The organism is Jeotgalicoccus marinus DSM 19772 (assembly GCF_000425825.1).
GTDB classification, from domain to species: domain Bacteria; phylum Bacillota; class Bacilli; order Staphylococcales; family Salinicoccaceae; genus Jeotgalicoccus; species Jeotgalicoccus marinus.
Map to the genome: position 1 here is coordinate 1 of NZ_AUEE01000006.1, position 23,667 is coordinate 23,667.

General features: G+C 34.6%; 28 protein-coding genes and 1 riboswitch. Of the genes, 4 read left to right on the top strand and 24 right to left on the bottom strand.

Annotated features, from left to right (window positions below):
• The 9 genes from H624_RS11565 to comGA all read right to left on the bottom strand — a co-directional run.
• Window positions 1–166, bottom strand: a 166-nt coding sequence (locus tag H624_RS11565; protein WP_035855984.1) for an IS200/IS605 family transposase, incomplete at its 3' end; no start/stop codon positions are given.
• Window positions 167–383: 217 nt separating this feature from the next.
• Window positions 384–1,466 carry a glycine cleavage system aminomethyltransferase GcvT gene (gene gcvT / locus H624_RS0103630; protein ID WP_026866385.1) on the bottom strand — a complete coding sequence of 361 codons (1,083 nt, stop codon included), beginning with the start codon at window positions 1,464–1,466 and terminating at the stop codon, window positions 384–386.
• Between the two features lie 70 nt (window positions 1,467–1,536).
• Window positions 1,537–1,626, bottom strand: a riboswitch (glycine riboswitch).
• 83 nt (window positions 1,627–1,709) lie between these two features.
• Window positions 1,710–2,198, bottom strand: a complete 489-nt coding sequence (locus H624_RS0103635; RefSeq protein WP_026866386.1) for a shikimate kinase — start codon at window positions 2,196–2,198, stop codon at window positions 1,710–1,712.
• 159 nt (window positions 2,199–2,357) lie between these two features.
• Window positions 2,358–2,747, bottom strand: coding sequence for a competence type IV pilus minor pilin ComGF (locus H624_RS0103645; RefSeq protein WP_026866387.1), 390 nt, complete (start codon window positions 2,745–2,747; stop codon window positions 2,358–2,360).
• Entirely contained in the window at window positions 2,744–2,998 is a 255-nt protein-coding gene (locus H624_RS0103650) for a hypothetical protein (protein ID WP_026866388.1), read from the bottom strand. Before H624_RS0103650 ends, H624_RS0103645 begins: the two co-directional genes overlap by 4 nt.
• A complete protein-coding gene (gene comGD / locus H624_RS0103655) occupies window positions 2,988–3,419 on the bottom strand; it encodes a competence type IV pilus minor pilin ComGD (protein WP_084145707.1) in 432 nt (143 codons plus the stop codon). Before comGD ends, H624_RS0103650 begins: the two co-directional genes overlap by 11 nt.
• Complete coding sequence (gene comGC / locus H624_RS0103660; RefSeq protein ID WP_026866390.1) at window positions 3,397–3,720, bottom strand: competence type IV pilus major pilin ComGC; 324 nt, start codon at window positions 3,718–3,720, stop codon at window positions 3,397–3,399. Before comGC ends, comGD begins: the two co-directional genes overlap by 23 nt.
• A gap of 11 nt (window positions 3,721–3,731) precedes the next feature.
• Window positions 3,732–4,790: a competence type IV pilus assembly protein ComGB gene (gene comGB, locus H624_RS0103665; protein ID WP_026866391.1), complete on the bottom strand. Its 1,059-nt coding sequence runs from the start codon at window positions 4,788–4,790 to the stop codon at window positions 3,732–3,734.
• A complete protein-coding gene (gene comGA, locus H624_RS0103670) occupies window positions 4,750–5,742 on the bottom strand; it encodes a competence type IV pilus ATPase ComGA (protein WP_026866392.1) in 993 nt (330 codons plus the stop codon). The genes comGB and comGA overlap by 41 nt, the downstream gene beginning before the upstream one ends.
• A 235-nt stretch (window positions 5,743–5,977) precedes the next feature.
• Between comGA and H624_RS0103675 the strand changes: the two genes are divergently transcribed.
• Window positions 5,978–6,226: a DUF2626 family protein gene (locus H624_RS0103675; protein WP_026866393.1), complete on the top strand. Its 249-nt coding sequence runs from the start codon at window positions 5,978–5,980 to the stop codon at window positions 6,224–6,226.
• Window positions 6,227–6,270: 44 nt separating this feature from the next.
• Here H624_RS0103675 and H624_RS0103680 read toward each other — a convergent pair whose 3' ends face one another.
• Window positions 6,271–6,882 (bottom strand): MBL fold metallo-hydrolase, encoded by a 612-nt coding sequence (locus H624_RS0103680; protein ID WP_026866394.1) that lies wholly within the window; start codon window positions 6,880–6,882, stop codon window positions 6,271–6,273.
• 97 nt (window positions 6,883–6,979) lie between these two features.
• Between H624_RS0103680 and H624_RS11570 the strand changes: the two genes are divergently transcribed.
• Window positions 6,980–7,219 (top strand): DUF2759 domain-containing protein, encoded by a 240-nt coding sequence (locus tag H624_RS11570; RefSeq protein WP_026866395.1) that lies wholly within the window; start codon window positions 6,980–6,982, stop codon window positions 7,217–7,219.
• Window positions 7,220–7,260: 41 nt separating this feature from the next.
• Here the strand turns inward: H624_RS11570 and argH are convergent, their stop codons facing one another.
• The 11 genes from argH to H624_RS0103740 all read right to left on the bottom strand — a co-directional run bounded on the left by argH (window position 7,261) and on the right by H624_RS0103740 (window position 19,445).
• The gene (gene argH / locus H624_RS0103690) at window positions 7,261–8,637 is read right to left on the bottom strand and encodes an argininosuccinate lyase (RefSeq protein ID WP_026866396.1); all 1,377 of its coding nucleotides are present in this window, start codon (window positions 8,635–8,637) and stop codon (window positions 7,261–7,263) included.
• Complete coding sequence (locus tag H624_RS0103695; protein ID WP_035855993.1) at window positions 8,630–9,838, bottom strand: argininosuccinate synthase; 1,209 nt, start codon at window positions 9,836–9,838, stop codon at window positions 8,630–8,632. The genes argH and H624_RS0103695 overlap by 8 nt, the downstream gene beginning before the upstream one ends.
• 87 nt (window positions 9,839–9,925) lie before the next feature.
• Complete coding sequence (locus tag H624_RS0103700; RefSeq protein WP_026866398.1) at window positions 9,926–11,335, bottom strand: rhomboid family intramembrane serine protease; 1,410 nt, start codon at window positions 11,333–11,335, stop codon at window positions 9,926–9,928.
• The gene (locus H624_RS0103705; RefSeq protein WP_026866399.1) at window positions 11,325–11,897 is read right to left on the bottom strand and encodes a 5-formyltetrahydrofolate cyclo-ligase; all 573 of its coding nucleotides are present in this window, start codon (window positions 11,895–11,897) and stop codon (window positions 11,325–11,327) included. The genes H624_RS0103700 and H624_RS0103705 overlap by 11 nt, the downstream gene beginning before the upstream one ends.
• Window positions 11,898–11,977: 80 nt before the next feature.
• On the bottom strand, window positions 11,978–12,631 hold the full coding sequence (gene phoU, locus H624_RS0103710) for a phosphate signaling complex protein PhoU (protein ID WP_026866400.1): 654 nt from the start codon (window positions 12,629–12,631) through the stop codon (window positions 11,978–11,980).
• A gap of 3 nt (window positions 12,632–12,634) precedes the next feature.
• Complete coding sequence (gene pstB, locus H624_RS0103715) at window positions 12,635–13,477, bottom strand: phosphate ABC transporter ATP-binding protein PstB (RefSeq protein WP_026866401.1); 843 nt, start codon at window positions 13,475–13,477, stop codon at window positions 12,635–12,637.
• A gap of 20 nt (window positions 13,478–13,497) precedes the next feature.
• Window positions 13,498–14,376, bottom strand: a complete 879-nt coding sequence (pstA, locus tag H624_RS0103720; protein WP_026866402.1) for a phosphate ABC transporter permease PstA — start codon at window positions 14,374–14,376, stop codon at window positions 13,498–13,500.
• Window position 14,377: 1 nt separating this feature from the next.
• Entirely contained in the window at window positions 14,378–15,301 is a 924-nt protein-coding gene (gene pstC / locus H624_RS0103725) for a phosphate ABC transporter permease subunit PstC (RefSeq protein ID WP_026866403.1), read from the bottom strand.
• 73 nt (window positions 15,302–15,374) lie between these two features.
• A complete protein-coding gene (locus H624_RS0103730) occupies window positions 15,375–16,427 on the bottom strand; it encodes a phosphate ABC transporter substrate-binding protein PstS family protein (RefSeq protein WP_026866404.1) in 1,053 nt (350 codons plus the stop codon).
• A gap of 126 nt (window positions 16,428–16,553) precedes the next feature.
• Entirely contained in the window at window positions 16,554–18,734 is a 2,181-nt protein-coding gene (locus H624_RS0103735; protein ID WP_026866405.1) for a peptidoglycan D,D-transpeptidase FtsI family protein, read from the bottom strand.
• Between the two features lie 108 nt (window positions 18,735–18,842).
• On the bottom strand, window positions 18,843–19,445 hold the full coding sequence (locus H624_RS0103740; RefSeq protein WP_026866406.1) for a superoxide dismutase: 603 nt from the start codon (window positions 19,443–19,445) through the stop codon (window positions 18,843–18,845).
• 130 nt (window positions 19,446–19,575) lie between these two features.
• On the opposite strand from H624_RS0103740, the gene H624_RS0103745 reads away from it, so the two are divergent.
• Together H624_RS0103745 and ispG are read left to right on the top strand one after the other, a co-directional pair.
• Window positions 19,576–20,319, top strand: coding sequence for a DUF1189 family protein (locus H624_RS0103745; RefSeq protein WP_026866407.1), 744 nt, complete (start codon window positions 19,576–19,578; stop codon window positions 20,317–20,319).
• Window positions 20,320–20,397: 78 nt separating this feature from the next.
• Window positions 20,398–21,516 carry a flavodoxin-dependent (E)-4-hydroxy-3-methylbut-2-enyl-diphosphate synthase gene (gene ispG, locus H624_RS0103750; protein ID WP_026866408.1) on the top strand — a complete coding sequence of 373 codons (1,119 nt, stop codon included), beginning with the start codon at window positions 20,398–20,400 and terminating at the stop codon, window positions 21,514–21,516.
• 65 nt (window positions 21,517–21,581) lie between these two features.
• Here ispG and H624_RS0103755 read toward each other — a convergent pair whose 3' ends face one another.
• The 3 genes from H624_RS0103755 to H624_RS0103765 are packed head-to-tail and all read right to left on the bottom strand — an operon-like array spanning window position 21,582 to window position 23,600.
• Entirely contained in the window at window positions 21,582–21,995 is a 414-nt protein-coding gene (locus tag H624_RS0103755; protein WP_026866409.1) for a Fur family transcriptional regulator, read from the bottom strand.
• The gene (locus H624_RS0103760; RefSeq protein WP_026866410.1) at window positions 21,976–22,821 is read right to left on the bottom strand and encodes a metal ABC transporter permease; all 846 of its coding nucleotides are present in this window, start codon (window positions 22,819–22,821) and stop codon (window positions 21,976–21,978) included. Before H624_RS0103760 ends, H624_RS0103755 begins: the two co-directional genes overlap by 20 nt.
• Window positions 22,818–23,600, bottom strand: coding sequence for a metal ABC transporter ATP-binding protein (locus H624_RS0103765; protein ID WP_026866411.1), 783 nt, complete (start codon window positions 23,598–23,600; stop codon window positions 22,818–22,820). The genes H624_RS0103760 and H624_RS0103765 overlap by 4 nt, the downstream gene beginning before the upstream one ends.
• Window positions 23,601–23,667 lie beyond the last annotated feature (67 nt).

Consider the following 23,667-nt stretch of genomic DNA (forward strand, 5'->3'; position numbering starts at 1 on the left):
CTTCGATAATTTCTACATCTTTCATATCACATAATCGTCTAAGTATTTTCCCTATGTCTTTTCGAAGTTGTCCATACACAACTTTTCTCCTATACTTAGGAGTAAATATTATATGATACTTACAATTCCATCTTGTATGTGATAAACTTTGGTCGTCTTTAGACATTCAATATGCCCCTTTCTTTTCTAAATAGCGGTTGGTAGCCATTATTTAGTATACAGAAAGGGGCATATTATCGCTAAAGCTACTTCATCCACACGCATAGCGTGTGGTTTATTTGTTTCGCACGTCTACGTGCTCAACCGACTGAAGTCACTAATAAGAAAAATCCAGCGATTAAAAATCGCTGGATTTTTTATAAATACTATACAAAGATAATATATTAGTTTTTGTGGAATGGTGATTTTACAAATTTAGCAGGTACTTCTTTTTTACGAACTTGAACAACAAATTCCTTATCCAATTCGTAGAAGTCAGTATCAACTAAAGCAAAGCCAATTGAACGTTTACTTGTTGGTGACTGTGTCCCACTTGTAACATATCCAACTTTGTTGCCTTCTTTATCGAAAACTTCATAGTCAGTACGAGCAATACCTTTGTCTGTTAACTCAAAAGCAGAAAGACGACGTGGTGCACCGTTTTCTTTTTGGTCTTTCAAGACACTTTGTCCGATGAAATCTCCCTTATCTACTTTAACGGCAAAACCAATACGTGCTTCAATTGGTGATATTTCAGGTGTTAAGTCTTGACCATGTAATGGTAGACCAGCTTCAAGACGAAGTGTATCTCTCGCACCCAGACCACATTCAACTGCACCATTTTCAACAAAAAGATTCCATAATGCTAGTGTATCTTCGGGTTTGCAATAAAGTTCAAAACCATCTTCACCAGTGTAACCACTTTGTGAAATAATTACTTCTTTACCATCTACTTTTCCATCTTTAATGAAATTGAACATTTTAAGTTCAGATAGATCTGAATCAGTAAATTTCTGTACTAAAGCTCTAGCATTAGGTCCTTGTACAGCAAGTTGACCATATTCACTAGAAACATTTTCTACAGTTACATTGTAACCTTCTACAGATTTCAACCATTCAAAATCTCCATCAGTGTTACCTGCGTTTGGAATAAGAAGATATTCATTGTCACCAAGTTTATAAATGACTAAGTCATCAATTACGCCACCATTTTCATTTGTGATTGTCGTATATTGAGCTTTAACGTCTGTTAGCTTAGTAACGTCATTTGTAAGTGTGTAGTTTAAGAATGCTTCAGCATCTTCACCAGTCACGCGGATTTCACCCATGTGACTTACATCAAAAATACCGATATCTTCTCTCACTGCAGTATGTTCTTCTTTGATACTTGAGAATTGTACAGGCATTTCCCAACCACCAAAATCAACTAGCTTTGCACCTTGTTCATGATAGTATTCATTTAAAGGTGTTCTCTTCAATTCACTCATTCAAAAATCCTCCTTAAATAAAATAACAGGTCAGTTTAATGCTGGCCTGTTGAAAATCTCTTCAGGATGACGTCCAAACACTGTCCTTTTGCCTGAGAGATTCACCAGTAGTGGCTTGCTCCTTCGGCGGCATTTTTATGCACTCTCCAATGTTTTTCAATCGTCTGTATATTATTGAATCCGTATTCATTATACTCATATTTTATTCATCTTTGCAAGCTACAAAGCTTATTAGATAAGCATTCAATACAAATTAGCTAGAATAATATCAACTGTTTCATCAATAGACTTATCTGTAGAGATTTCATGATCACAAAGTGCTCTATATTTATCAAGTCTAGATTCATATAAGGCTTTTACTTTTTCCTTTTCTTGATTACCTAAGGGACGTGTTTTGTCATTATAAATTCTTTCATACATGTCATCAAATGGCGCATTCAAGAAGAATATTTTTAAATTATTTTGCTTTTTTAATAATTCAAAAGACTGATCAAAAGAGACAATACCCCCACCAGTTGAAAGGATTATATCTTCTCTTAAATTTAAACTGAGTGCTTTATATTCATATTCTCTAAATGTTTTTTCTCCAGATGCTTTAAAGATTTCAGGTATACTCTTGTTTGCAAGTTTTGGTATAACATCGTCTAAGTCCACTAATTCTTTATTGAGTGTATCAGCCAAAGCGTTACCAATCGTTGTTTTTCCAGAACCCATAAAACCGATTAAAATCATTCTAAAACCCCTTAATATATTAACTTACTGATTTGATTGACGTAAATTTCGATTAGATTCATACGAATATTAAGAATTAATTGAAATCTTTCATAATAATAATAATATACACCGATTAAATAAATAAGTACAAAGTATACTGATAAACTAAAAAATCCTTTAGCGTTTAAATTCAAGTTTTTCATTTTGTACACCTTCTATATTTATGACAATACTCGACTTAGATTCTTCGACGTCAAAATTTTTAACATTATACATAAGGGTAACAAAACCACTGTTATCTATACTTTTAATGATTCTGTTAGCGGAAAAATGGTAACTTACAATTCTGTTATCACTTATAAAGTTAACGCTCTTACTATTGTTAACTTCAATATCGTCTGTTGATTGGTATGTGTTTCCAATATCTAGTATGAAGACATCGAAGTCATAATTATCTTCATGCAATTTAATATTGTTTAAGGTTGTCAGTAATTGAGGTAATGTGAATGTAATTAAAGTAATCACCATCAGTGATAATAATAATTCGACATAGCTAAATCCCTTCATGGACATAAATCACTTAATTTTTCTTTACACTTTATTTCATTTATTTTATGTTCATTCTTTGCATAGTTTATAAATTCATCCTCTTCCATTAATAAACTTTTAATATAAAGGTGTCTGTAAAACTCGACTTGGTTTTGGCTATCGTCATCTATTTTTTGAATATGTAAAATAGCAGGTATTAGCATTAATAAGGTGCTAAAGATGACTAAGGATAGTATGCTGTCAAAAAGTAAGAAACCATCATTTTTCAATTCTAAACCTCCCCTTTTGAATCTGCATCACGATTTTGACATTTTTCTTATCACATATCATATAAACTGTGCCAAAAGCTGTAGTATCACCTAAAGTATTATAGGAGAACTGCTCTAATCCGTAATTTTGCAGTTTACAGATATCCAATTTATAGCCATTCACTTCGTTTCTCTTTGCGTCTCTTACAATAATTTTATTGTTTTTCCTATCAAAATTTACTGTAAATGAACTGGACTCAGCCTGTGCCTTCATCTGAGTCCCTTCTAATAGGTAGCTCATATTTAACAATTCGTCATCAACCGACTTGACCTTGTATTTTGGTAGACTACCGAAAGATAAAGATACTAGAATGCTGACGACCATTAAGGTCATCAGCATCTCCACCATTGTAAATCCCTTATGAACGGACAGCTGTGCCATTAGTAATTGTAATAGAGTCACCGTTTTGGCAACTGATTTGATCTGTAGACAGATAAGTCGGCACAAGTGTATCTACACTGGTCGGCGGCGATCCTTCATTTAAAGTATAGGCTTCTATTTGACTTTGCACCATTTTAACTTGAGCATCACAACCTGTGTCTTGTACATTACGACTCTGTGCAGCGATATTGGGAATGATTAAAATAATCAGAACCGAGATAACAAGCAATACTAATAACATTTCAATTAAAGTAAATCCATCTTCTTGATCTTTAAATCTTCTTATAAATGCACGTCTCATTTTATTTCCTCCTAAGATATTGTAGATAACATATTAAAGATTGGCATAACGATTACGAGGTATAAACAGATGATCAAGAGCCCTAGAATTAAAAATATTATCGGTTGAATTTTCTGTGTCATTTTTTCAATTTTAAGAATGATATTTTCTAATGTGTATTCACTATAGATAATTAGTTCTTTACCAACATTACTGTTATACTCTCCGTGATTCACGAAGATACTCAGCCTATGATCTAAGAGTGGTATAGATTCTATGGACTTACCAAGTGTATTTCCAATTAATAGTTCTTTTTCTATTACATTAGCTGTAAAAGAGAGATATCGATTAATAGTTTGAGTCTTAAATAAAAGGATGATTTCCTTTACTTCAAGACCATTATTTAGAAAATAGCCAAATTCTCTAGAAAATCGATATGTTATATAGTATTTAAAATAAGTTTTTACAAGAGGAATTTTAAGTAGAATTGAAACTGCCATTTTAGTATTTTTTAGCTTGAATACAAACCAGATATATATAATAAAAATGAGAAGGAGTCCCACAATAAATAAAACAACGTGTGGAAGATATTTTAAAACCAGAGTTAATATATTAACTAAAAATGATTTTTCAGCCTGCATGGCTGTATATAATTCATTAAATTGGGGAATTACGGTGTAATTTAATAAGATCAACATAATAATGAATATGCCTGTGAGCACTAAAGGATACTGAATCGCCTTTATCAACTTTTCTTTTGTTTGTCTCCTCCGCTGTAAATAAGCACCAGATTCATATAAATTTTCAATGATTTCACCATGGATTTCAGCAAACGATACTTGCATGATAATTGATTTTGAAAAACCTAAACGCTTAAGTAAAGTTGATATTGATGCACCTTCTTCTAGTAAATTTAATATTCCCTCTCTATCTTTCTTTGTTAAAACCTCGTATTGCTCAAGTAAAAATTTCATAGCTTGGTACATGTTAAAACCGCTACTCAGTAAATCTCCGAGTTTAATTAAAAAGTGAGAATCGTGCTTTTTTAACTTATTGGAGGATCCGATGGTAATATTGATATTCTTCATCATTCATTCCACTTTCTTGATGGATAAGTGCTAATTTATCTATTAGGGTGTCATACTTAACCGTTTTACCTTTCAAAAAATCCTCAACATCTTTACTTTCGATATATTCACAAATAATAAAGCTTCTTTTTGCTGTATGAATCAGCCTTTGATTTACGATTAAAGAGATACTCTCAGACAATTCTTCTTTGAATAAGCCATAATCCTGAAGTCTAACTAGTGTGCCGAGCGCACTTTTACTATGAAAAGTACTCAGTACTAAATGACCAGACAAGCTTGTTTTAATAAGCTCTTCAGCAATGGTTTTATCTCTAATCTCTCCAAACATAATAATATCCGGATCACAGCGTAAGACACCGCGGATTAAAGGCGCATATTCGAGTTTTGCTTTTTCATTGATTTCAACTTGAACGAGCCCCGGTACTTCATATTCCACAGGATCTTCAATACTGATGACGGCTTTTAACCCTTCATCTGCAATTTCCTTAATCAAGCGGTACATCACTGTACTTTTGCCTGAACCAGTTGGCCCAGTAAACAATATAAGTCCCTGAGCCTTTTTCATATACTCAGATAAAAAGAGATAATCCTTTTTATCATAAAATAATTCTCTTGAAGTTTGACGATCATTATTGTTCAAAATTCTAATGACAACCGACTCCCTTAGAATTGTCATAGGTAAGGTGCTTATTCTGACGCTGATTTCACCATGTTCTAATTGAACTGTTGTTCGACCGCTTTGTGGTACTTTGTGTTCATTGATATCTAATTCTGTAATAAACTTTAAATAATTAATCAATCGCTTGAACGTATCACCGTCTAATAGTTGCAATTGAACCATCTGACCTTTGACTCTTAATTTTACTGTGCCACCGGACTCGTCCAATGTGATATGTATATCACTCGCTGAATGGGTGTGAGCTTCTGTCAGAATACTTTCAACTAAAGATTTCATAAAATACACCTCCTACCCTATATATACGAAAAAAATGCTCATTTGCTTTTTTTCAGACACTTAAATACAATCTTTATAAAACCGCTTTACTTTTTACACAGTTTAACTGACAATTGTAATTAAATGACTAGAGAAAATATTGAAAGATGCTTAATTCCTATTTACTTTATTCGAGTACTTATCTATAATTATATTTAAAGATATGTGAAATTATTCAGGTGGGAGGACGTATCACATGGATAAAGTATTTAAAATGCTAGGCTTCTGGACAGCAATGTTTGCTATTCTTTTCTACGTTGGAGACATGGTCACAATGACTATTTTCTTTGTCGTACAAACTGGCTTGTTCGTTCTACTTGGCTATATGAAATTAACTGAAAGAATGTATATGTATATTTTTGCAGCGTACTTGATTTTATTCTTCGTTGGCTTTACATACTATACAACATTCCTATTAGAACCATCATTTGGAAACCAGCACTAAAAAAAGGCAGGAACGAAATCTCGTTCCTGCCTTTTTATAATGACTTATCTTACATACGGATTATTTTGTTTTTCTTCCCCGATAGTTGTCGGTACATTGTGTCCAGCATAGACAGTGGTATCTTCATGGAGCTTGAAAAGTTTCTCTTTAATAGAATACTGTAAATCATCATTAGAACCACCAAATAAATCTGTACGCCCTACACCATTTCTGAATAAAACGTCACCAGATACAATAAAGTCATCGAATTTATAAGACAGAGATCCTGGTGAATGACCTGGCGTATGAATGACTTCAAAATTAAAGTCTGCAATAGAATGCTTGCCTTCATTCAGTAACTTAGGTGCTGCTTTAGAAGTAATTGGATACTTATAACGTACTGAACCATTCTTTTCGATATCAGTAAGCCAAGTGCGTTCTATATCAGACATATAAACATCTGCTCCACTGTACTCAATCACATCATCTAAAGCACCAAAATGATCATAGTGAGTATGCGTCAGTAAAATTGCACTGACTGGTAAGTTGATGTCTTTAAGTTTACTAAGAATTACTTCAGGTTCTGCTGATGGATCAAAAACTAACAACGATTTGCTATCACTTAAAATATAGCAGTTCGTTGCAAGATCACCTAAAGGTAAACGTGTAATATTCATATAATCATCCTCCAAAAATATACTCGACAAATCTATTTATTAATTATACAATATTCTTAAGTGATTGTTTAATGAGAAATATTAGGGGGTCAATTCAATGCCTTTCTTCGATACTGGAGAATTATTCACAATTGGTGGCGTAACAATAAGAATTGGTATTAATGCGCTAGCAATCTTAATGGGCTTAGTAGCAGTATTTGGTATCATTGGTCTTTTAAACTCAATGAAAGCTAAAAACTTCTTAGCTGCTGGATTCAGTGGTCTTACATTTGTCGTTTTTGGATTATGGACAGTAGCTACTATATTTACATTTGGTTATCCTGACTTAGGGTACTAAGTTCAAAAAAGCCGTTCCATTTAAAAAATGGAGCGGCTTTTTTATGTGATTCTTTCTCTTGCAAGTTTTAATTGCACTTTAACTGCTTCAGTACCAGTTGAACCATAAGATATACGACGATTAACTGAGACTTTTGCGGATAAAATATCATAAATATCGTTCTCGATGACTGAGGACGCTTTCTTATATTCCTCAAACGGTAAATCTTTTAAGTAAATTCCTCTGTTAATACAAGTCAGGACTAATTTCCCTACAATTTCATGTGCATCCCTAAAGGGAATCTCTTTTTCAACTAAATAGTCTGCGAGTTCGGTAGCATTTGAAAAATCATTAGACACAGCTTCCTCGAGTACATCTTTATTAACGGACATTGTACTTAACATGCCATCCATTATTTTAAGCGCGCCCTTAATGGTCTTCACTGAATCAAATAACCCTTCTTTATCTTCTTGCATATCTTTATTATATGTTAACGGTAAACCTTTTAAGAGCATTAACATACTCATTAAGTGACCACTCGTACGTCCACTTTTACCTCTAATCAATTCAGCCATATCTGGATTTTTCTTTTGAGGCATCATTGATGAGCCTGTCGTAAATGCATCACTTAAAGTAATGAAGTTCGCTTCATCTGTCGACCAAAATATGAGTTCCTCCGATAATCTTGATAAATGAACCATCGTTAATGAAATGTTAGATAGTGTTTCAACAATATAATCACGGTCACTAACTGCATCCATACTGTTGTGATATATATCGTTAAAGTCGAGCGCTTTTTGAGTTTGGTGACGGTCTATGTCAAATGTTGTCCCACTAATTGCACCTGCACCTAACGGTGAGATATCAATACGTTTTAAGGCATCTTTAAATCTTGCTTTATCTCTTTCTAGCATCCAAAAATACACAAGTATATGGTGAGAAAACAGTATGGGTTGTGCCCTCTGGAGATGTGTATAACCTGGCATAAGAACTTCAATGTTAGACTCTGCTAACTCGACAATGGTACCTTGCAAATACTCGATGGTTGAGATAATATCTATTACTTCTCTTTTTACATATAAATGCATATCTGTTGCGACTTGATCGTTTCTGCTACGTGCGGTATGTAGTTTACCGCCTATTGGACCAATTTTTTCAATTAGTAGTGCTTCAATATTCATATGAATATCTTCTCTTTCAATTGAAAATGTGATCTGCCCTTTTTGGTATTCTTCAAGGATTTCTTTTAATCCTGCCTCAATTTTTTTAAATTCATCTTCTGTTAGAATACCTTTAGTTTTTAGCATATCCCCATGAGCAATACTGCCTTTAATATCTTCTTCGATCAGCACTTTATCAAAATGGATGGATGCATTAAAGTCATCCACCCATGATATTGAATCGTTAGTAAATCTTCCACCCCAAGCTTTTTTAGTCATCCACTGACACTCCCTGATCTAACATTGCTTTTACTTTTGCCGGTAGACCAAAGATTTCTATAAACCCAACTGACGCAGCTTGGTTAAAAGCATCTTCTTTTGTATAGGTTGCAAGTTTTTCGTTGTAGAGACTATTATTCGACTGACGTCCTTTAACAATAACATTACCCTTATAAAGCTCTAAACGGACTTCACCATTCACAGGTGCTTGCATATCTTTTAGCATTGCTCTAAGAGAATCGGATAATGGTGTAAACCATAGTCCGTTGTATACCTGTTCAGTATATTTTTGTTCGATTACTGGTTTAAAGTGCGCAATATCTTTAGTTAGGGTTATCGTTTCTAAATCATGCTTTGCAGTGAGAATCACTTTAGCAGCGGGTGTTTCATAAATTTCTCTAGACTTTATTCCAACCAGTCTATTTTCAACGTGATCAATACGCCCAATACCGTGCTTGCCTGCAACATCGTTTAATTGAAGAATTAATTCGTGTAAGTCATATTGTTTACCGTTCAATTTAGTTGGTAAACCTGCTTCAAAAGTGATTAATAATTCTTCAACTTCATCGGGTGCATCCTTAACATTAACGGTTAAATCATAAGCATCTTCTGGAGGTGCTGCCCAAGGATTTTCCAATATACCGCACTCATTACTGCGTCCCCATAAATTTTGGTCTACTGAGTACGGTGAGTCTAGGTCGATTGGAATCGGTATGTTATGTGCTTTAGCATACTCAATTTCCTCTTCTCGTGACCATGTCCATTCTCTAACCGGTGCGAGTACCTTGATAGTTGGATCTAAAGATTTTATTGCCACTTCAAATCTCACCTGGTCGTTACCTTTACCTGTACAACCATGCGCAACAAAATCTGCAGAAGTTTCATGGGCAATTTCTACAAGTTTCTTAGAGATTAACGGACGACTGAGCGCTGACACTAAAGGATATTTTTCTTCATACATAGAGTTTCCATATATTGTATAACTGACAAATTCCTCTGCAAATTCCTGTTGAGCATTGACTATATGACATTCACTTGCCCCCATTTTTAAGGCTTTGTCATGGATTAATTCAAGATCCTTACCTTCACCTACATCAAGGCAAACAGCTACAACGTCAAATCCTTGGTCAATAAACCATTGAATCGTTACGCTAGTATCTAAACCACCAGAATATGCTAAGACAACTTTCTTTTCGGACATATCAATCACTCCATAAGTTTATTTTTATATGATAGTTCATAGCATATCATTATAAAATTACGTAATCAAGTATATTTATACATAATATTAATTAACTTCTTCAGCAAGTATTTTAAGTCCATCATCTTGTATGGGTTTCTCAAGTTTATCTAGTGCTTCTTTCATACTATCGTAATCCTGTCTTTTTCTATAGGCGATTATCTTATCCTTAGCGGTTAGTTCATTGGAAGGATCCATCTCATAGCTCTGATCTATCAAGCTTTGCCCCTTTTCTTCGTCACCCGATTCGATATACAGTTCTCCAAGAATATAATAAGTAAGTGGTGTTTCCACCTCTTTATTAAATGAATTATTAACAACTTCTAAGGCACGTTCATATTCACCTTGTTCATAATACGTCATTGCCTCATCATCCATCGGGTGAATAGAAGTTTGCTGATTCATTGCATAATGACTATATAAAGTGAATAAAATGATAACTACGAGCGCACCAACCGAATATTTTATACCAGTCTTTTTAATATTATAAATTACACCAAGTAAGGCACCGATGATTAATCCTGCTGCATGTGCAAAATGATTTATATTTGCTGTAAGCATAGATAGTGCTGAAACTACCACGAAAATCACTAGTATCTGCATAATTAATTTAGCCTTTATCTTTCGATTAACTAAGAGATGTACAATAATTACGCCTAGTAATCCATATACTGCCCCACTTGCCCCGAGTGATATACCTTCAGTAATAAACCCTAAAGAGAACATACTCGCAATCACACCACTAATAATATAGGTGATGAGTAAATGCCAGCCTGAATATAGTCCTTCAACAAATTTACCTAATATGAATAGTGCAAAAATATTCATAAGAAAATGGCTAACACCTACATGTAAGAATGAGGACGATAAAAGCCTGTAATACTCACCAGATGTGACTTCATAATGAATCACAGCAAGTAAATGCGTTAATTCATTGCTATTAAATAAATGAATAAATAGTATATTTATTAGGAAAACTAGCGTATTTAAAGTGACTAAAAGTAAGGTCATCGGCGTAAATTTAATCATATATTTCTCAAAAGGATGTCTAGAAGTTAATCGTTTTTGATAGTACGAATCATCCTTAGATTTTTTATACTTAATGTCAATCTTATAAAATGGATTTGATATAATCTTCTCTAAGTTATTGATTGCTCTATGATTTACCTTAAGTGTTTTAGATTTAAATTTTCTAGTAAATTTCTTATCGGTTAGATGGTAGACATTAATGGCCTTAATAGTAAAACCTGCCAGCTTGTTAAGATGGTCCTGAGAATTAAAAATACTGTCTGTCACATCTTCTAATTCAGTATCTGTCAAATCGACATCCACTAAACAGAGTAAAGTTCTTTTCTTCTGATCCTTTAACCAAATAATTTCTGGATTTGTATCGTGATGGAAGAAATCGTAATTTGTGTATTTAGCTACTTCATAGGCAGCCTGCCATTTATTTCTCATCGGCTCTCACTGACTTTACATCAAATAGTGCTTGATCAGTAATGATCGTATCGACAGGAATATCATGATCATCTACTATTGTTTGGCCGATTTGTTCTGAAAAGATAAGGGATACTGTATCATTCTTAAAAGTGCTTAGGAAGCGATCATAAAAACCACCACCATAGCCAATTCTATAGCCATTAGTACTAAATATTAAGCCTGGTACAACTAGGAGATCTATATCATTATTAATAGGCTGATTAGGGTCTGGTATTGGAATATTCTTCTCATCACTTTCTACTTCATTTCTAGAGTTTAACCTATGAAAGTTCATAGATTTATCTACGTAGTTGCACTTTGGTGCATACACCTCAATATTTTCTTCTAAAAGCTTATCGATTAAAGTCCATGTATCATATTCAATAGACATAGGTAGCACTATACCAACACTTTGATAATTATTTTCTTTTATAAAACCAACAGCGCGTTCTGTAATATTTCTTGTTGCAGCGAGTTTCTTATCTGCTGGTAGATTTTTTAAAATTGAAATCATTTCTTTACGCAATTCTTTTTTTGTCATAACACTTCTCCTCACACAATATTCTTATTACTAGTTTATATGAATATAGAAAAAACCTCCAGATATCTGGAGGTTGAATATTATTCTCTTGACCCTTTTTCAAAGGGAGTTCCTGTTTCAGTGTAATAGATATGTTCAGCAATGCTCTTTATATGATCGCCGATACGTTCTAAATACTTAGCTGTTAACTGGATTTGACCGGTTAAGAATGCATCAGACTCTTCAAAGATATCTGAAGTTGTAATCTGAACGAAAACAGCATCTATATCCTTATCACGTTCTATAATTTCACGGATAAGATCCATATCACTTTCTTTAAATGCTGTATAAACATCTTCTAACATAAGTGATGCTAAACGTTCCATGGTTTTAAATCTTAAGAGTGTACGTTCATTAGTAATTTTTATACGTTTTCTAACTTCTGCAATATTACTGATGTTATCCCCTATTCTCTCAAGATCATCAGCAATTTTAATGCATGAAATAATGGTACGTAAATCACTAGCAACAGGTGCTTGAGTGGTAATTAAATTAATTGCATGGGCGTTAATCGCTGATTCTAACTGATTAATTTCTGAGTCAGCTTTTACCAGTTTTCTAGCTTCTTCTATATTATCAGTCACAAGAATTTCTACAGCCGTAGATAATCTGTTATGACATGCTTTACCAAGCGTAATGCATTCTTCAATCAGAGAAGTAAGATCTTCATGAAACTTCTCACGATAAACTGTCATCTATTAACCGAATCTACCTGATACGTAATCTTCTGTACGCTTGTCATTAGGGTTTTCAAAGATAACATTAGTATCATCTGATTCAACAACATAACCTTGGTAGAAGAAGGAAGTTCTATCTGACACACGTGCAGCCTGTTGCATATTATGAGTAACGATAATAATGCTGTAGTCTTTCTTAAGCTCTTGCATTAAGTCTTCAATCTTAGTTGTTGAGATTGGGTCAAGGGCACTTGTAGGCTCATCCATTAGGATAACTTCAGGTTCTACTGCAAGTGTACGAGCGATACAAATTCTTTGTTGTTGACCACCAGATAAGCCATAAGCGTTATCGTTAAGACGGTCTTTAACTTCATCCCAGATAGACGCACTACGTAATGATTTTTCAACGACTTCATCGAGAATAGATTTTTTCTTAATACCGTGAACTCTCGGTCCATATGCAACATTATCATAGATTGATTTAGGGAATGGATTTGGTTTTTGGAATACCATTCCGACTCTTGTTCTTAATTCTTCAACAGACATACCGCTTTTGAAGATATCGTCTCCTCTAAATTCAATGTTACCTTCTGTACGTACAATAGGTACAAGTTCTGTCATACGGTTCATTGATTTAACGAAAGTAGATTTACCACAACCTGATGGGCCGATGATTGCATTGATATCATTTTCATGGAAAGTTAAGTTGATATCCTGCAAGGCATGGTTGTCACCATACCAAAGGTTGAAGTTTTTCGCCTCGAATACTACTTTTTTGTCTGTTTGAATAATTGAGCTAGATTCAGTTTCCTTATTGTCTACTGTATCTTGTTTGTTAACTTGAACGTTTTTAAGTTCAGCCATATATAAAACTCCTTTAAAAATTAATATCTTTTAGAAAACTTATTACGGATGAAAATAGCTGCTGAGTTCATCAGTAATAGAACCACTAACATAATAATGATACCTGCAGCTGCGATATACTGAAATTCTTCATTAGGCATTTTAACCCAGCTATATATTTGCATTGGCATAGCTTGGAAAGAATCTAAGAAACTATTCGGTGTGACAAGTAAAGTAGTTGGAACACCAATTACAACTAGAGGTGCTGTCTCACCAAGTGCACGGGATAAGGCTAAGATAATCCCAGTGATAATACCAGGTATTGCTGCAGGTAAAATAATCTTAGAAACTGTTTGCCATTTCGTTGCACCCATACCGATTGATGCTTCTCTAACAGATGCTGGGACTGTTCTAATCGCTTCCTGTGAAGCAACAACGATAACAGGAAGAATCATTAGTGCTAAAGTTAGACCCGCTGCTAAAACTGAGTTACCTAGTGCTAAAGCACGAACAAACATCGCTAGACCTAGTAGACCAAATACAACTGATGGTACACCTGCAAGGTTAGAAATATTAATTTTAATGAATTCAGTAAATTTGTTTTTCGGTGCATATTCTTCTAGATAAAGTGCTGTACCAACTGAAAGCACAATAGCGACAGGGGCTGTGACAACCATTAACCAAAGTGATCCAATAATCGCACCATAGAAACCAGCACTTTCTGCTCTACTTGAGTTAAAGTTTGTTAGGAATTCCATATCTAGACTATCCCAACCATCAGCAACTGTGTCTGCAATTAACATAATGAGGACCATGAGTCCAAACATAGTACAAAGGAAGAACAACCACTTTAAAATTGAGTTTCTGGTTTGTCTACCAGAACGTTTGTTGGCAATGATATCCTTATCAATCAATGTCATTTTAGTATTCCTCCTTGAATCTGTTTGTTAACCATGAAGAAATTATGTTCATAATTAATGTCATGACAAACAATGCCATACCTACAGCGAACAAGCTGTAATATAGATTTGTCCCGAATGCTGCATCACCAGAAGTAATCTGTACGATAAAACCAGTCATAGTTTGTAATGGTTCTGTTACATCAAAGCTTGCATTAGGTGTTGAACCTGCTGCAATCGATACGATCATCGTCTCACCAATTGCACGAGAAATTGCAAGTACAAATGATGCAATTATCCCAGAGAATGCTGCAGGAATAACGACTCTAACCGCTGTTTCTAATCGAGTTGCTCCCATACCTAACGAACCTTCTCTCATTGAGGCAGGTACAGAGCTCATCGCATCTTCACTCAGACTTGCAATCATAGGGATAATCATAACACCAACAACAAGACCAGCAGATACGGCATTATATAGACCAAAACCATCATAAATAGATTGAAGGATTGGGTTAACAAAGTTAATAGCGAAGAAACCATAAACTACTGTAGGAATACCTGCCAATACTTCTAGGATTGGTTTAATCAATCGTCTAACCTTATCAGATGCATATTCACTTAAATAAATAGCGGCACCTAGTCCAATTGGAATTGCAACAATTGCTGCAATTACTACAATTTTCATCGTTCCCATTATGAGTGCCCAAATTCCCCACTCACCATCTCCTACGTATGGTTGCCAAGTTGTAGATAAGAGAAATTCAGTTATCGGTACTCTTGAAAAGAATTCAAAAGACTGTGAAATTAATGTATATAGAATACCGATTGTAGCCACGATCGATACTAAAGTTATCACTAATAAGATAATTGGAATAATTCTTTCAAACGTATTTGATTTATTTCTTGTGTTCTCTACTACTTGTTCACGAATTTTATTATTACTCATCTTAAACCTCTCTTTACTTTAAAAATGGACGGGGATATACAAATCATCCCGTCCATTGTTATAAGATTTTTACTTATTGTTCTAAGTTTGGAAGTTTAGAAAGTTCTTCTTCAAGTGCGTCGTCTTCAAGAGGTACATATCCAACTTCTTCTGCAGCTGATTGTGAATTTTTAAGAGTGTATTCCATGAATGTATGGAATGTTTCATTCTCTTCTAAAGCTGAGTTATTAGCGTAAACGTAAAGTGGACGAGATAATGGATAAGAGAAGTCCATTACGTTTTCAAATGATGGTTCAACAGCTTCTTCACTGTCTGGACCAACAATGTTTACAGCTTTAAGCTGATCAGCATTTGCTTGGTAGAAGCTATATCCGAAGAAACCAATTGCATTTTGATCTCCTACTACAGAAGAAACAACTTGGTTAGTGTCTTGGATTAATTGTCCTTGAACACCTTCTTCTTCCATAACTTCTTCATTGAAGAAATCGTGAGTTCCGTGTGATTGGTCAGGACCGTATGCAGTGATAGGTTCTTCAGGGAAGTCTTCACGAACATCAGACCAGTTTTCAGCCTCACCTGAGTAGATTGTTTGTAGCTCTTCAAAAGTTAAATCTTCTACAAAGTCGTTAGCTGGATTGACAGCAACAGTTAGTCCATCAGTTGCAACTAAAAATTCAGTGTACTCGATTCCTGCTTCTTCAAGTGCATCGATTTCTTCTTGTTCAATTCCACGTGATGCGTTAGCGAATTGAGCAGAACCGTCGATTAATGCACTGAAACCAGATCCAGTTCCGTTACCACCTAGTTCAACAGCAACACCGTGATCAGCATTGAAGTCTTCAACTAGTAAGTTTAGAATCGGGAATACTGTTGAAGAACCTTCACCAGCGATTTGCTCATCATCTTCGTTTACAGAACCTGTAACTTCTGCAGATGATCCGCTTTCTGAACTTTCATCTTCAGATCCTTCTTCAGTACTTTCGTCTTCAGACCCTTCTTCAGTAGTCTCTTCAGAACCAGTATCTTCTTCAGTACTAGTGTCTTCTTCAGAGCCAGAACCAGAACATGCAGCTAGAATGAACATTAAGCTCATTAGTAGCGCAGCAAGAAATAAATTCTTCTTCATCGCCAAAATTCCTCCAATTAAGTATTAATTATTGTTACATTCATATTCTAAGGAAGTATTGTAAATCTAAAATAAATGTAGTGTTAAGATTATGTAAATACAAAAATACCCGAATAAATTCGGGTATTAATAGCTGCCATATTCAAGTTCTTGATAAAATTCTGACGCATCGTAATTATGAAGTGGTTCTTCATCTTGACCATAGTAGATCTCGTAGTATTTTTGAACAACATCCTGTCCCATGTATTGGGCAGGGAAGAATGGTACTGTACTTGGCAATGTTGGGAAGATAATTGAGAATGCCATATCAGGATCATCATATGGTGCATAGCCTAAGTAAGTTTGGTTCAAGACAGGATCACCATCTCTAAAACTTTCCGCCGTTCCTGTTTTACCAGCGGCCTTAGGTTCCAGTTCGTGATATGCATCCCAACCTGTTCCATACATATCTCTTGCTTGGTCATGTGTGTTAAACACATCATAGAATCCTGCTTGAATTTGTTTTAGTTGTTCACTTGTAATCGGTATCGTATTCAATACGTTAGTGCCATATGAACGGATGACTTGTCCTTTATCATTTGCATTTGAACCTCTGACTTCTTTAGCTAAGTGTTGCTGGACACGTTTGCCATCATTTGCAAATGTAGACATGTACTGAGATAACTGTAGTGCAGTATATGTGTCATATTGGCCAATTGCTAAGTTTAAAAGATTTGTTGCGTTAAGCTGTGGTGAAAGACCTGTCGCTTCATTCGGTAGGTCTATACCTGTTGAAATACCTAGACCAAACTGATTGAGACCATTTCTTAAATCATAGCCTGCTTGATCGATATCTGTAGGTAATGCCATATTCTGTGAATAATCTAGACCTAGTAAACCAAGTGCTACCTTAAACATATAAGTATTGGATGATACCATTAATGCCCTTTGATCATCTACAGGTTCTCTACCATCTGGATTAAAGAATGAAGCTCTCGGTTGGTCACTCGAAATATAGAGTGGTTCATCGATAACGACTTCGCCTACTTCAAAAACATCCTCTTGATAGCCAGTCGCAACTGTTGCCCCTTTAATAGAAGAACCTGGTACATAGGTCGCTGTTAAGGTGCCATAATCGTAATCGACAATATCTCCATCTTCATTGATAGTCTTACCGACCATCGCTAAAATATCACCATTATTTGGATCTTGTACGACTAGTTGAACTGTGTCGATGTATTCAGGAATAATTGTATAATCGAGATCTCCTCTTGTTTCATCCATTTCAACAATTTCTTCAGCGAGATTTCGAATTCCAGTTAAGTGGTGTTCTGCAATCTCCTCAAGTTCCTTTTGAAGTTCTATATCGATTGTGAGATAAAGATCGTCTCCAGCTTTACCCTCTTCTATAGTTTCTTCACCGATTATCCGACCGGATTTATCTGTAGTGTATTTCACTTGAGGTTTCTTGCCGCGAAGTACATCCTCATATTGGAATTCTAAATAAGACTTACCGACCCTATCATTTCTCGAGTAACCAAGTGCCTGATAGTATTCAACGAGCTCTCTTGGCAACCCTTCTTCATTTGTTGATACTTCTCCTAGTATCGTTCTGAGAGAGTCATCATACGGATATGTTCTTTCCCAATCTAAGCCTGTTGTTATCCCGGTGAGTTGATCTAAGTCTTCATTAATAGAAGCAAATTCTTCTTCCGTCACATCTTCACTTTTTACGATGACAGGATTGAGTTCGCTTGCTGATGCCATTTCAACATAGATTGCTATAATATTTAAATCTTCTTCTCTTAAGACAGAATCAGCAAATTCTTCATCAATCATTTCATATGCTTCTTCATTGAATTCATTCTGAGAAATACCACCATTTTCTAGTAAAGCGACCTGTTCAGACATCACTTGTTCGAGCTCATTTGGATAATTATTTATAATAAAGTCTTGTTTATCTCTAAGAGATAAGCTACTCGTATCCATCGTTAGGTATGAACTTAACTCTTCAGCTACATCCATAATTTCAAAATTAGACATGTTTCTATGCCTTGTGAAATAGATTGCTTGTTCAGCCGAGTTTCCAACGAGTAAGTTACCATTTCTATCGTATATTTCTCCTCGTGGAACACTCTGATTGATTTCTACATATTGCGCATTTTCAACTTGTTCTTGATATGTATCACCTAAGACAATTTGTAAGTATCCAAGTCTAATAATGATGATTAGAAATAAACCAAAAATTACTAACATCAAGATGTTAATTCTTGCTCGAAGCACTTGTTTATTTATTGCATCTAAGCTTTTTATTTTTGCACGTTTCACACAAATCAAACCCTTTAATAAAGTCCACATCATTTTAACATATTTTTAAGTATATCCGTTAAATAAAAAAAAGACGAGGAAAAATCCTCGTCTTTAAACTATAAAATATTATTTAGCTGCTTGGTAAAGTTCGTTAACTTTGTCCCAGTTAACTACGTTCCAAATTGCACTTAAATATTCAGGGCGTTTGTTTTGATATTTAAGGTAATAAGCGTGTTCCCAAACGTCTACACCAAATACAGGTGTTTTACCTTCTGTAAGTGGGTTATCTTGGTTAGGTGTTGTAACGATTTCTAATGAACCATTGTTAACAACTAGCCATGCCCAACCTGATCCAAAGCGCCCAGCTGCAGCAGCTTCAAATTCTTCTTTAAATTTGTCAACTGAACCAAATGCTGATTCAATTGCATCTTTAAGTTCACCAGTTAATTCTTTTTGTTCTGGAGATAATAATTCCCAGAATAATGAGTGGTTGTAGTGTCCTCCACCATTGTTACGAACAGCAGTCTTGATGTCTTCTGGTACAGAGTTTAAGTTTTTAACAATTTCTTCGATAGATTTAGACTCAAGATCAGTACCTTTAACTGCATCGTTTAATTTTGTTACATAAGTGTTATGGTGCTTAGAATGGTGAATCTCCATTGTTTCTTTGTCAATAGTTGGTTCTAATGCATCATAAGCATATGGTAATTCTGGTAATTCAAAAGCCATAAATAAAAATCTCCCTTCAAAATTGTTTACATCCTAAATATAGCAATTTGATGTTAGAATAACAATTAGATTGCTTAAATCAAAATAAAATAAGACCTTAGTCCTATTAAATAATATTAAGGATGATAACATGAAATATTTTGAGTTTCTTAAACGTTTACTAACGTTTAAAAAGTACCCACTCTTTAGAACTGTACCCTTTAGATACTTGCTTTTAAACATACTTTTAGTATCTATTTTAATTTCTTTACCCTACATAAGTTCTATGTTTTTGACTGCTAATACCTTTGGTGAGCTGGATGAAATTCAAAATGAAATTCCTGACTTTACCATAGAAAATGGGCAGTACCACGGCGATGACAAGATAATTAACTTAAACGGTGACTCAGTACTATTTACTGAACAAATCAGTCAGGATAATGTTGAAGAAATTAGTGATGATGTGCTCCTTGGGTTTTTATCTGATGGTTTATATATTGCTGATTTTCAAAATGGGACGTTTTCCTATAGTTTAATCGGTGATGTAAATGATAAGGAGAGTTTAGAACATTTTATCACGACTCAGATGTCTAGTTTGTATTTCTACATTATTATGTATGCTACAATATATGTCATTGTAATATATTTCTTTGTCTTTACATTAATGTTGATACTATCATTTATATTTAGTGGATTAGCCAAGCTCGGTAATAAAAAGACAGACTATATGAACTGGTTTAAAATCGGCTCATATGCAATTTTAATACCCGCTTTAATTATTGGCATTATCCAAACGACCACAGGTTTGTTTCTCTGGCAGATATTTATTCTTGCTTTAATTCCTTTCGTGTATTATTATAAAAAGCTACCTGTGAAAAATAAAACACAAAGCTAAGGCGTCAAGGTTACATTCCACAGATTTTTTTATTATAATGAAATTATAAAATGAGTAAAATAGATTAGGGGCTTGTATATGTCTGAAATTACACATCGTACAAAAACTAGAAAAGTTAGAGTTGGCGATCTTACAATCGGCGGTGCCGATGAGATTATTATTCAAAGTATGACAACGACAAAAACACACGACGTTGAAGCAACAGTTGCACAGATTAAAGAACTTGAGGAAGCAGGTTGTCAGATTGTTCGTGTCGCATGTCCGAAAGAAGAAGATGCATTAGCGATTGCTGAAATTAAAAAGCAAATCAACATACCGCTAGTTGTCGATATACATTTTGACTACAAGTTAGCTTTACTTGCCGTTGAGGGCGGTGCGGATAAAATCCGTATTAATCCTGGTAATATTGGACGTAGAGAAAAAGTTGAAGAAGTTGTTAAAGCATGTAAGGCAAAAGGTATTCCAATTCGTATTGGTGTCAATGCCGGAAGTTTAGAAAGACACATCATTAAAAAATATGGCTACCCTACTGCTGAGGGTATGGTTGAAAGTGCCTTACATCACATTCAAATTCTAGAAGAATTAGACTTCCATGATATTATCGTTTCAATGAAAGCTTCTGATGTTAACTTAGCAATTGAAGCATATGAGAAAGCATCTAAAGCATTTGACTACCCATTACACATTGGTATCACTGAAAGTGGTACATTGTTTGCTGGTACAGTCAAGAGTGCCGCAGGTTTAGGTACAATTATTTCTAAAGGTATCGGAAATACAATGCGTATTTCATTATCTGCAGATCCTGTTGAAGAAGTAAAAGTTTGTAAGGAACTGCTGAAAACATTTGGTCTTGCATCAAATGCTGCAACACTTATTGCATGTCCGACATGTGGACGTATTGAAATTGACTTAATTTCAATTGCCAATGAAATGGAAGAGTACATCTCTACAGTAAAAGCACCACTTAAAGTTGCTGTACTTGGATGTGCTGTAAATGGTCCAGGTGAAGCACGTGAAGCTGATATCGGAATCGCAGGTGCACGTGGTGAGGGACTACTGTTCATGCATGGTAAAACAGTTAGAAAAGTTCCTGAAGAAACAATGGTAGATGAACTGAAGAAAGAGATTGACATCTTAGCTGAAGAATACCATGAGAAAAAGCGTTTAGAAAAAGAAGAATTAAAGAGTAACTCATAAAGAAAAGGTGGAGATCGATATTGATCTCCACCTTTTTATATACCATATTCTATGAATACTCAAAACTAGGCACATTTCTCGCATAGGCCATACAATTCAACTTTATGACTGTTTATAGTCAGACCACCTAATTCTTTTTGCCACTCACCAACAGGACAATAGTTAATTACTTTAGTTTCACCACATTTTTCACATATAAAGTGATGGTGATGATGATCTGTACAAGAAATTTTGTACTGCATCTCGCCTGAAAATGTTGTTTGTTCGAGTACATTAATATCATTTAAGGTATGAAGGTTACGATAGATTGTATCGTAACTAATACCTGGATATTCTTCATTCATGCTTTCCTGAATTTCTTTAGCGGATAAATACCGCTCATCCTCCATAAAAATTTCAATCATTCTAAGTCGTTTCTTTGTAACTTTAAAATTTGCCTCTTGTAACATCGCTTTATAATCATTGAGTTCTTTGTGCATTTTTAACAACTCCTACACGGTTTAATAATAAGGTAATTAGCAGGATTAAAATAGATACAAGTACTATTGTGCCTCCTGGTGAAATATCTAAATGATAACCTAAAAATAAACCTGCAATTACTGAAATCTCGCCAAAGATAATACTGACTATCATCAACTGCTTGAAACTTGAAGTTATTCTCATGGCACTTGCAACTGGTAAAGTCATCATGGCACTTACAAGTAAGATACCAACAATCCTCATCGAAGCACTGATGACAAGTGCGACGAGTACAATAAATATAATATGAATATATTTACTTAGTTTCATCACTCCGGCGTACTCCTCATCAAAGGAAATAAAGAACAACTCCTTATAAAGTAAGAAGACAAAAGCTAAAACAATAACACCAATAAGACTGATCAGTATTAAGTCATTAAAGCTTACTGCACTAATGCTACCAAACAAGTAGCCAAATAAATCTTGATTAAAGCCATTTGCTAAAGATAAAAATAAGACACTTAGAGCAATACCAAGGCTCATAATAATCGGAATGGCAATCTCTGAATAATGTTTATATAAACCCCTTAGCTTTTCTATTCCTAGAGCGCCAATGACAGAGAATATAACGCCTGAAATCACTGGATTGATGATGATATTAAAAATCGATGAAATATACACCCCGAATGCAATACCACCTAAAGCAACGTGACTTAGGGCATCGGCAATCAATGATAATCGTCTTACAACAATGAAAGTACCTAATAGTGGTGCAATTAATCCAACTATGAGCCCACTAACAAAGGAATATCTCATAAAATCATAATTTAAAATTGCTTCTATCAATTACAGCACTCCCTTTGGTGATTATGTGAAACCAACTGAAGTGGAAAACCGTAAATTTTAGATAGCTCTGCTTCACCTAGGTTTTTAAACTCTTCGTTAGTACCATGAAAATGTAAGTGCTCATTCAAACATGCCACTCGGTCTGCATTATCTACTACAACTCCAATATCATGAGTAACAAGTAAAATCGTCACATTCTCACGTTTTAATTTAAGTAAGACATTATAAAAATCTTTTACATGTTGACTATCAATACCTTCAGTAGGTTCATCCATAATTAGAACCGAAGGCTTATTGACTAGTGCCCTTGCAATAAATACACGCTGTGTTTGTCCACCAGATAAGTTAGATACATTTTGATTTTTTAAGTTCTTAATATCCAGTAACTCCAACACTTCATCTAACCGTTCATAATCTTTTTTAGAATATCTTTTAAATAATCCACGTTCTTTAGTTAAACCACTTAAGACAACTTCCTTAACCGTCGCTGGAAATCCCTTAGCATTCGCTGCTGCTTTTTGAGATACATAACCGATCTCTTGCCAGGCATTGAATGACTTCCTCTGATTGCCATTAATTAAAATTTCACCTTCTTGTAATTTATACACCCCAAGAATCAATTTTAATAAGGTAGATTTACCAGAGCCGTTTGGTCCGACTATAGCTAGAAATTCACCTTTGTTAATGGCAAAGGAAATGTGCTTTAAAGCAGGTGTCGCTTCCAATTTATCTTTATATTGAAAACTGACATTTTTAAGTTCAAATATTGGTGTTACCATATCTACACTCCTTTATCTACCTTGGTTATTATAATGGAATGGTTACGATTTGTAAATAGGAATGATT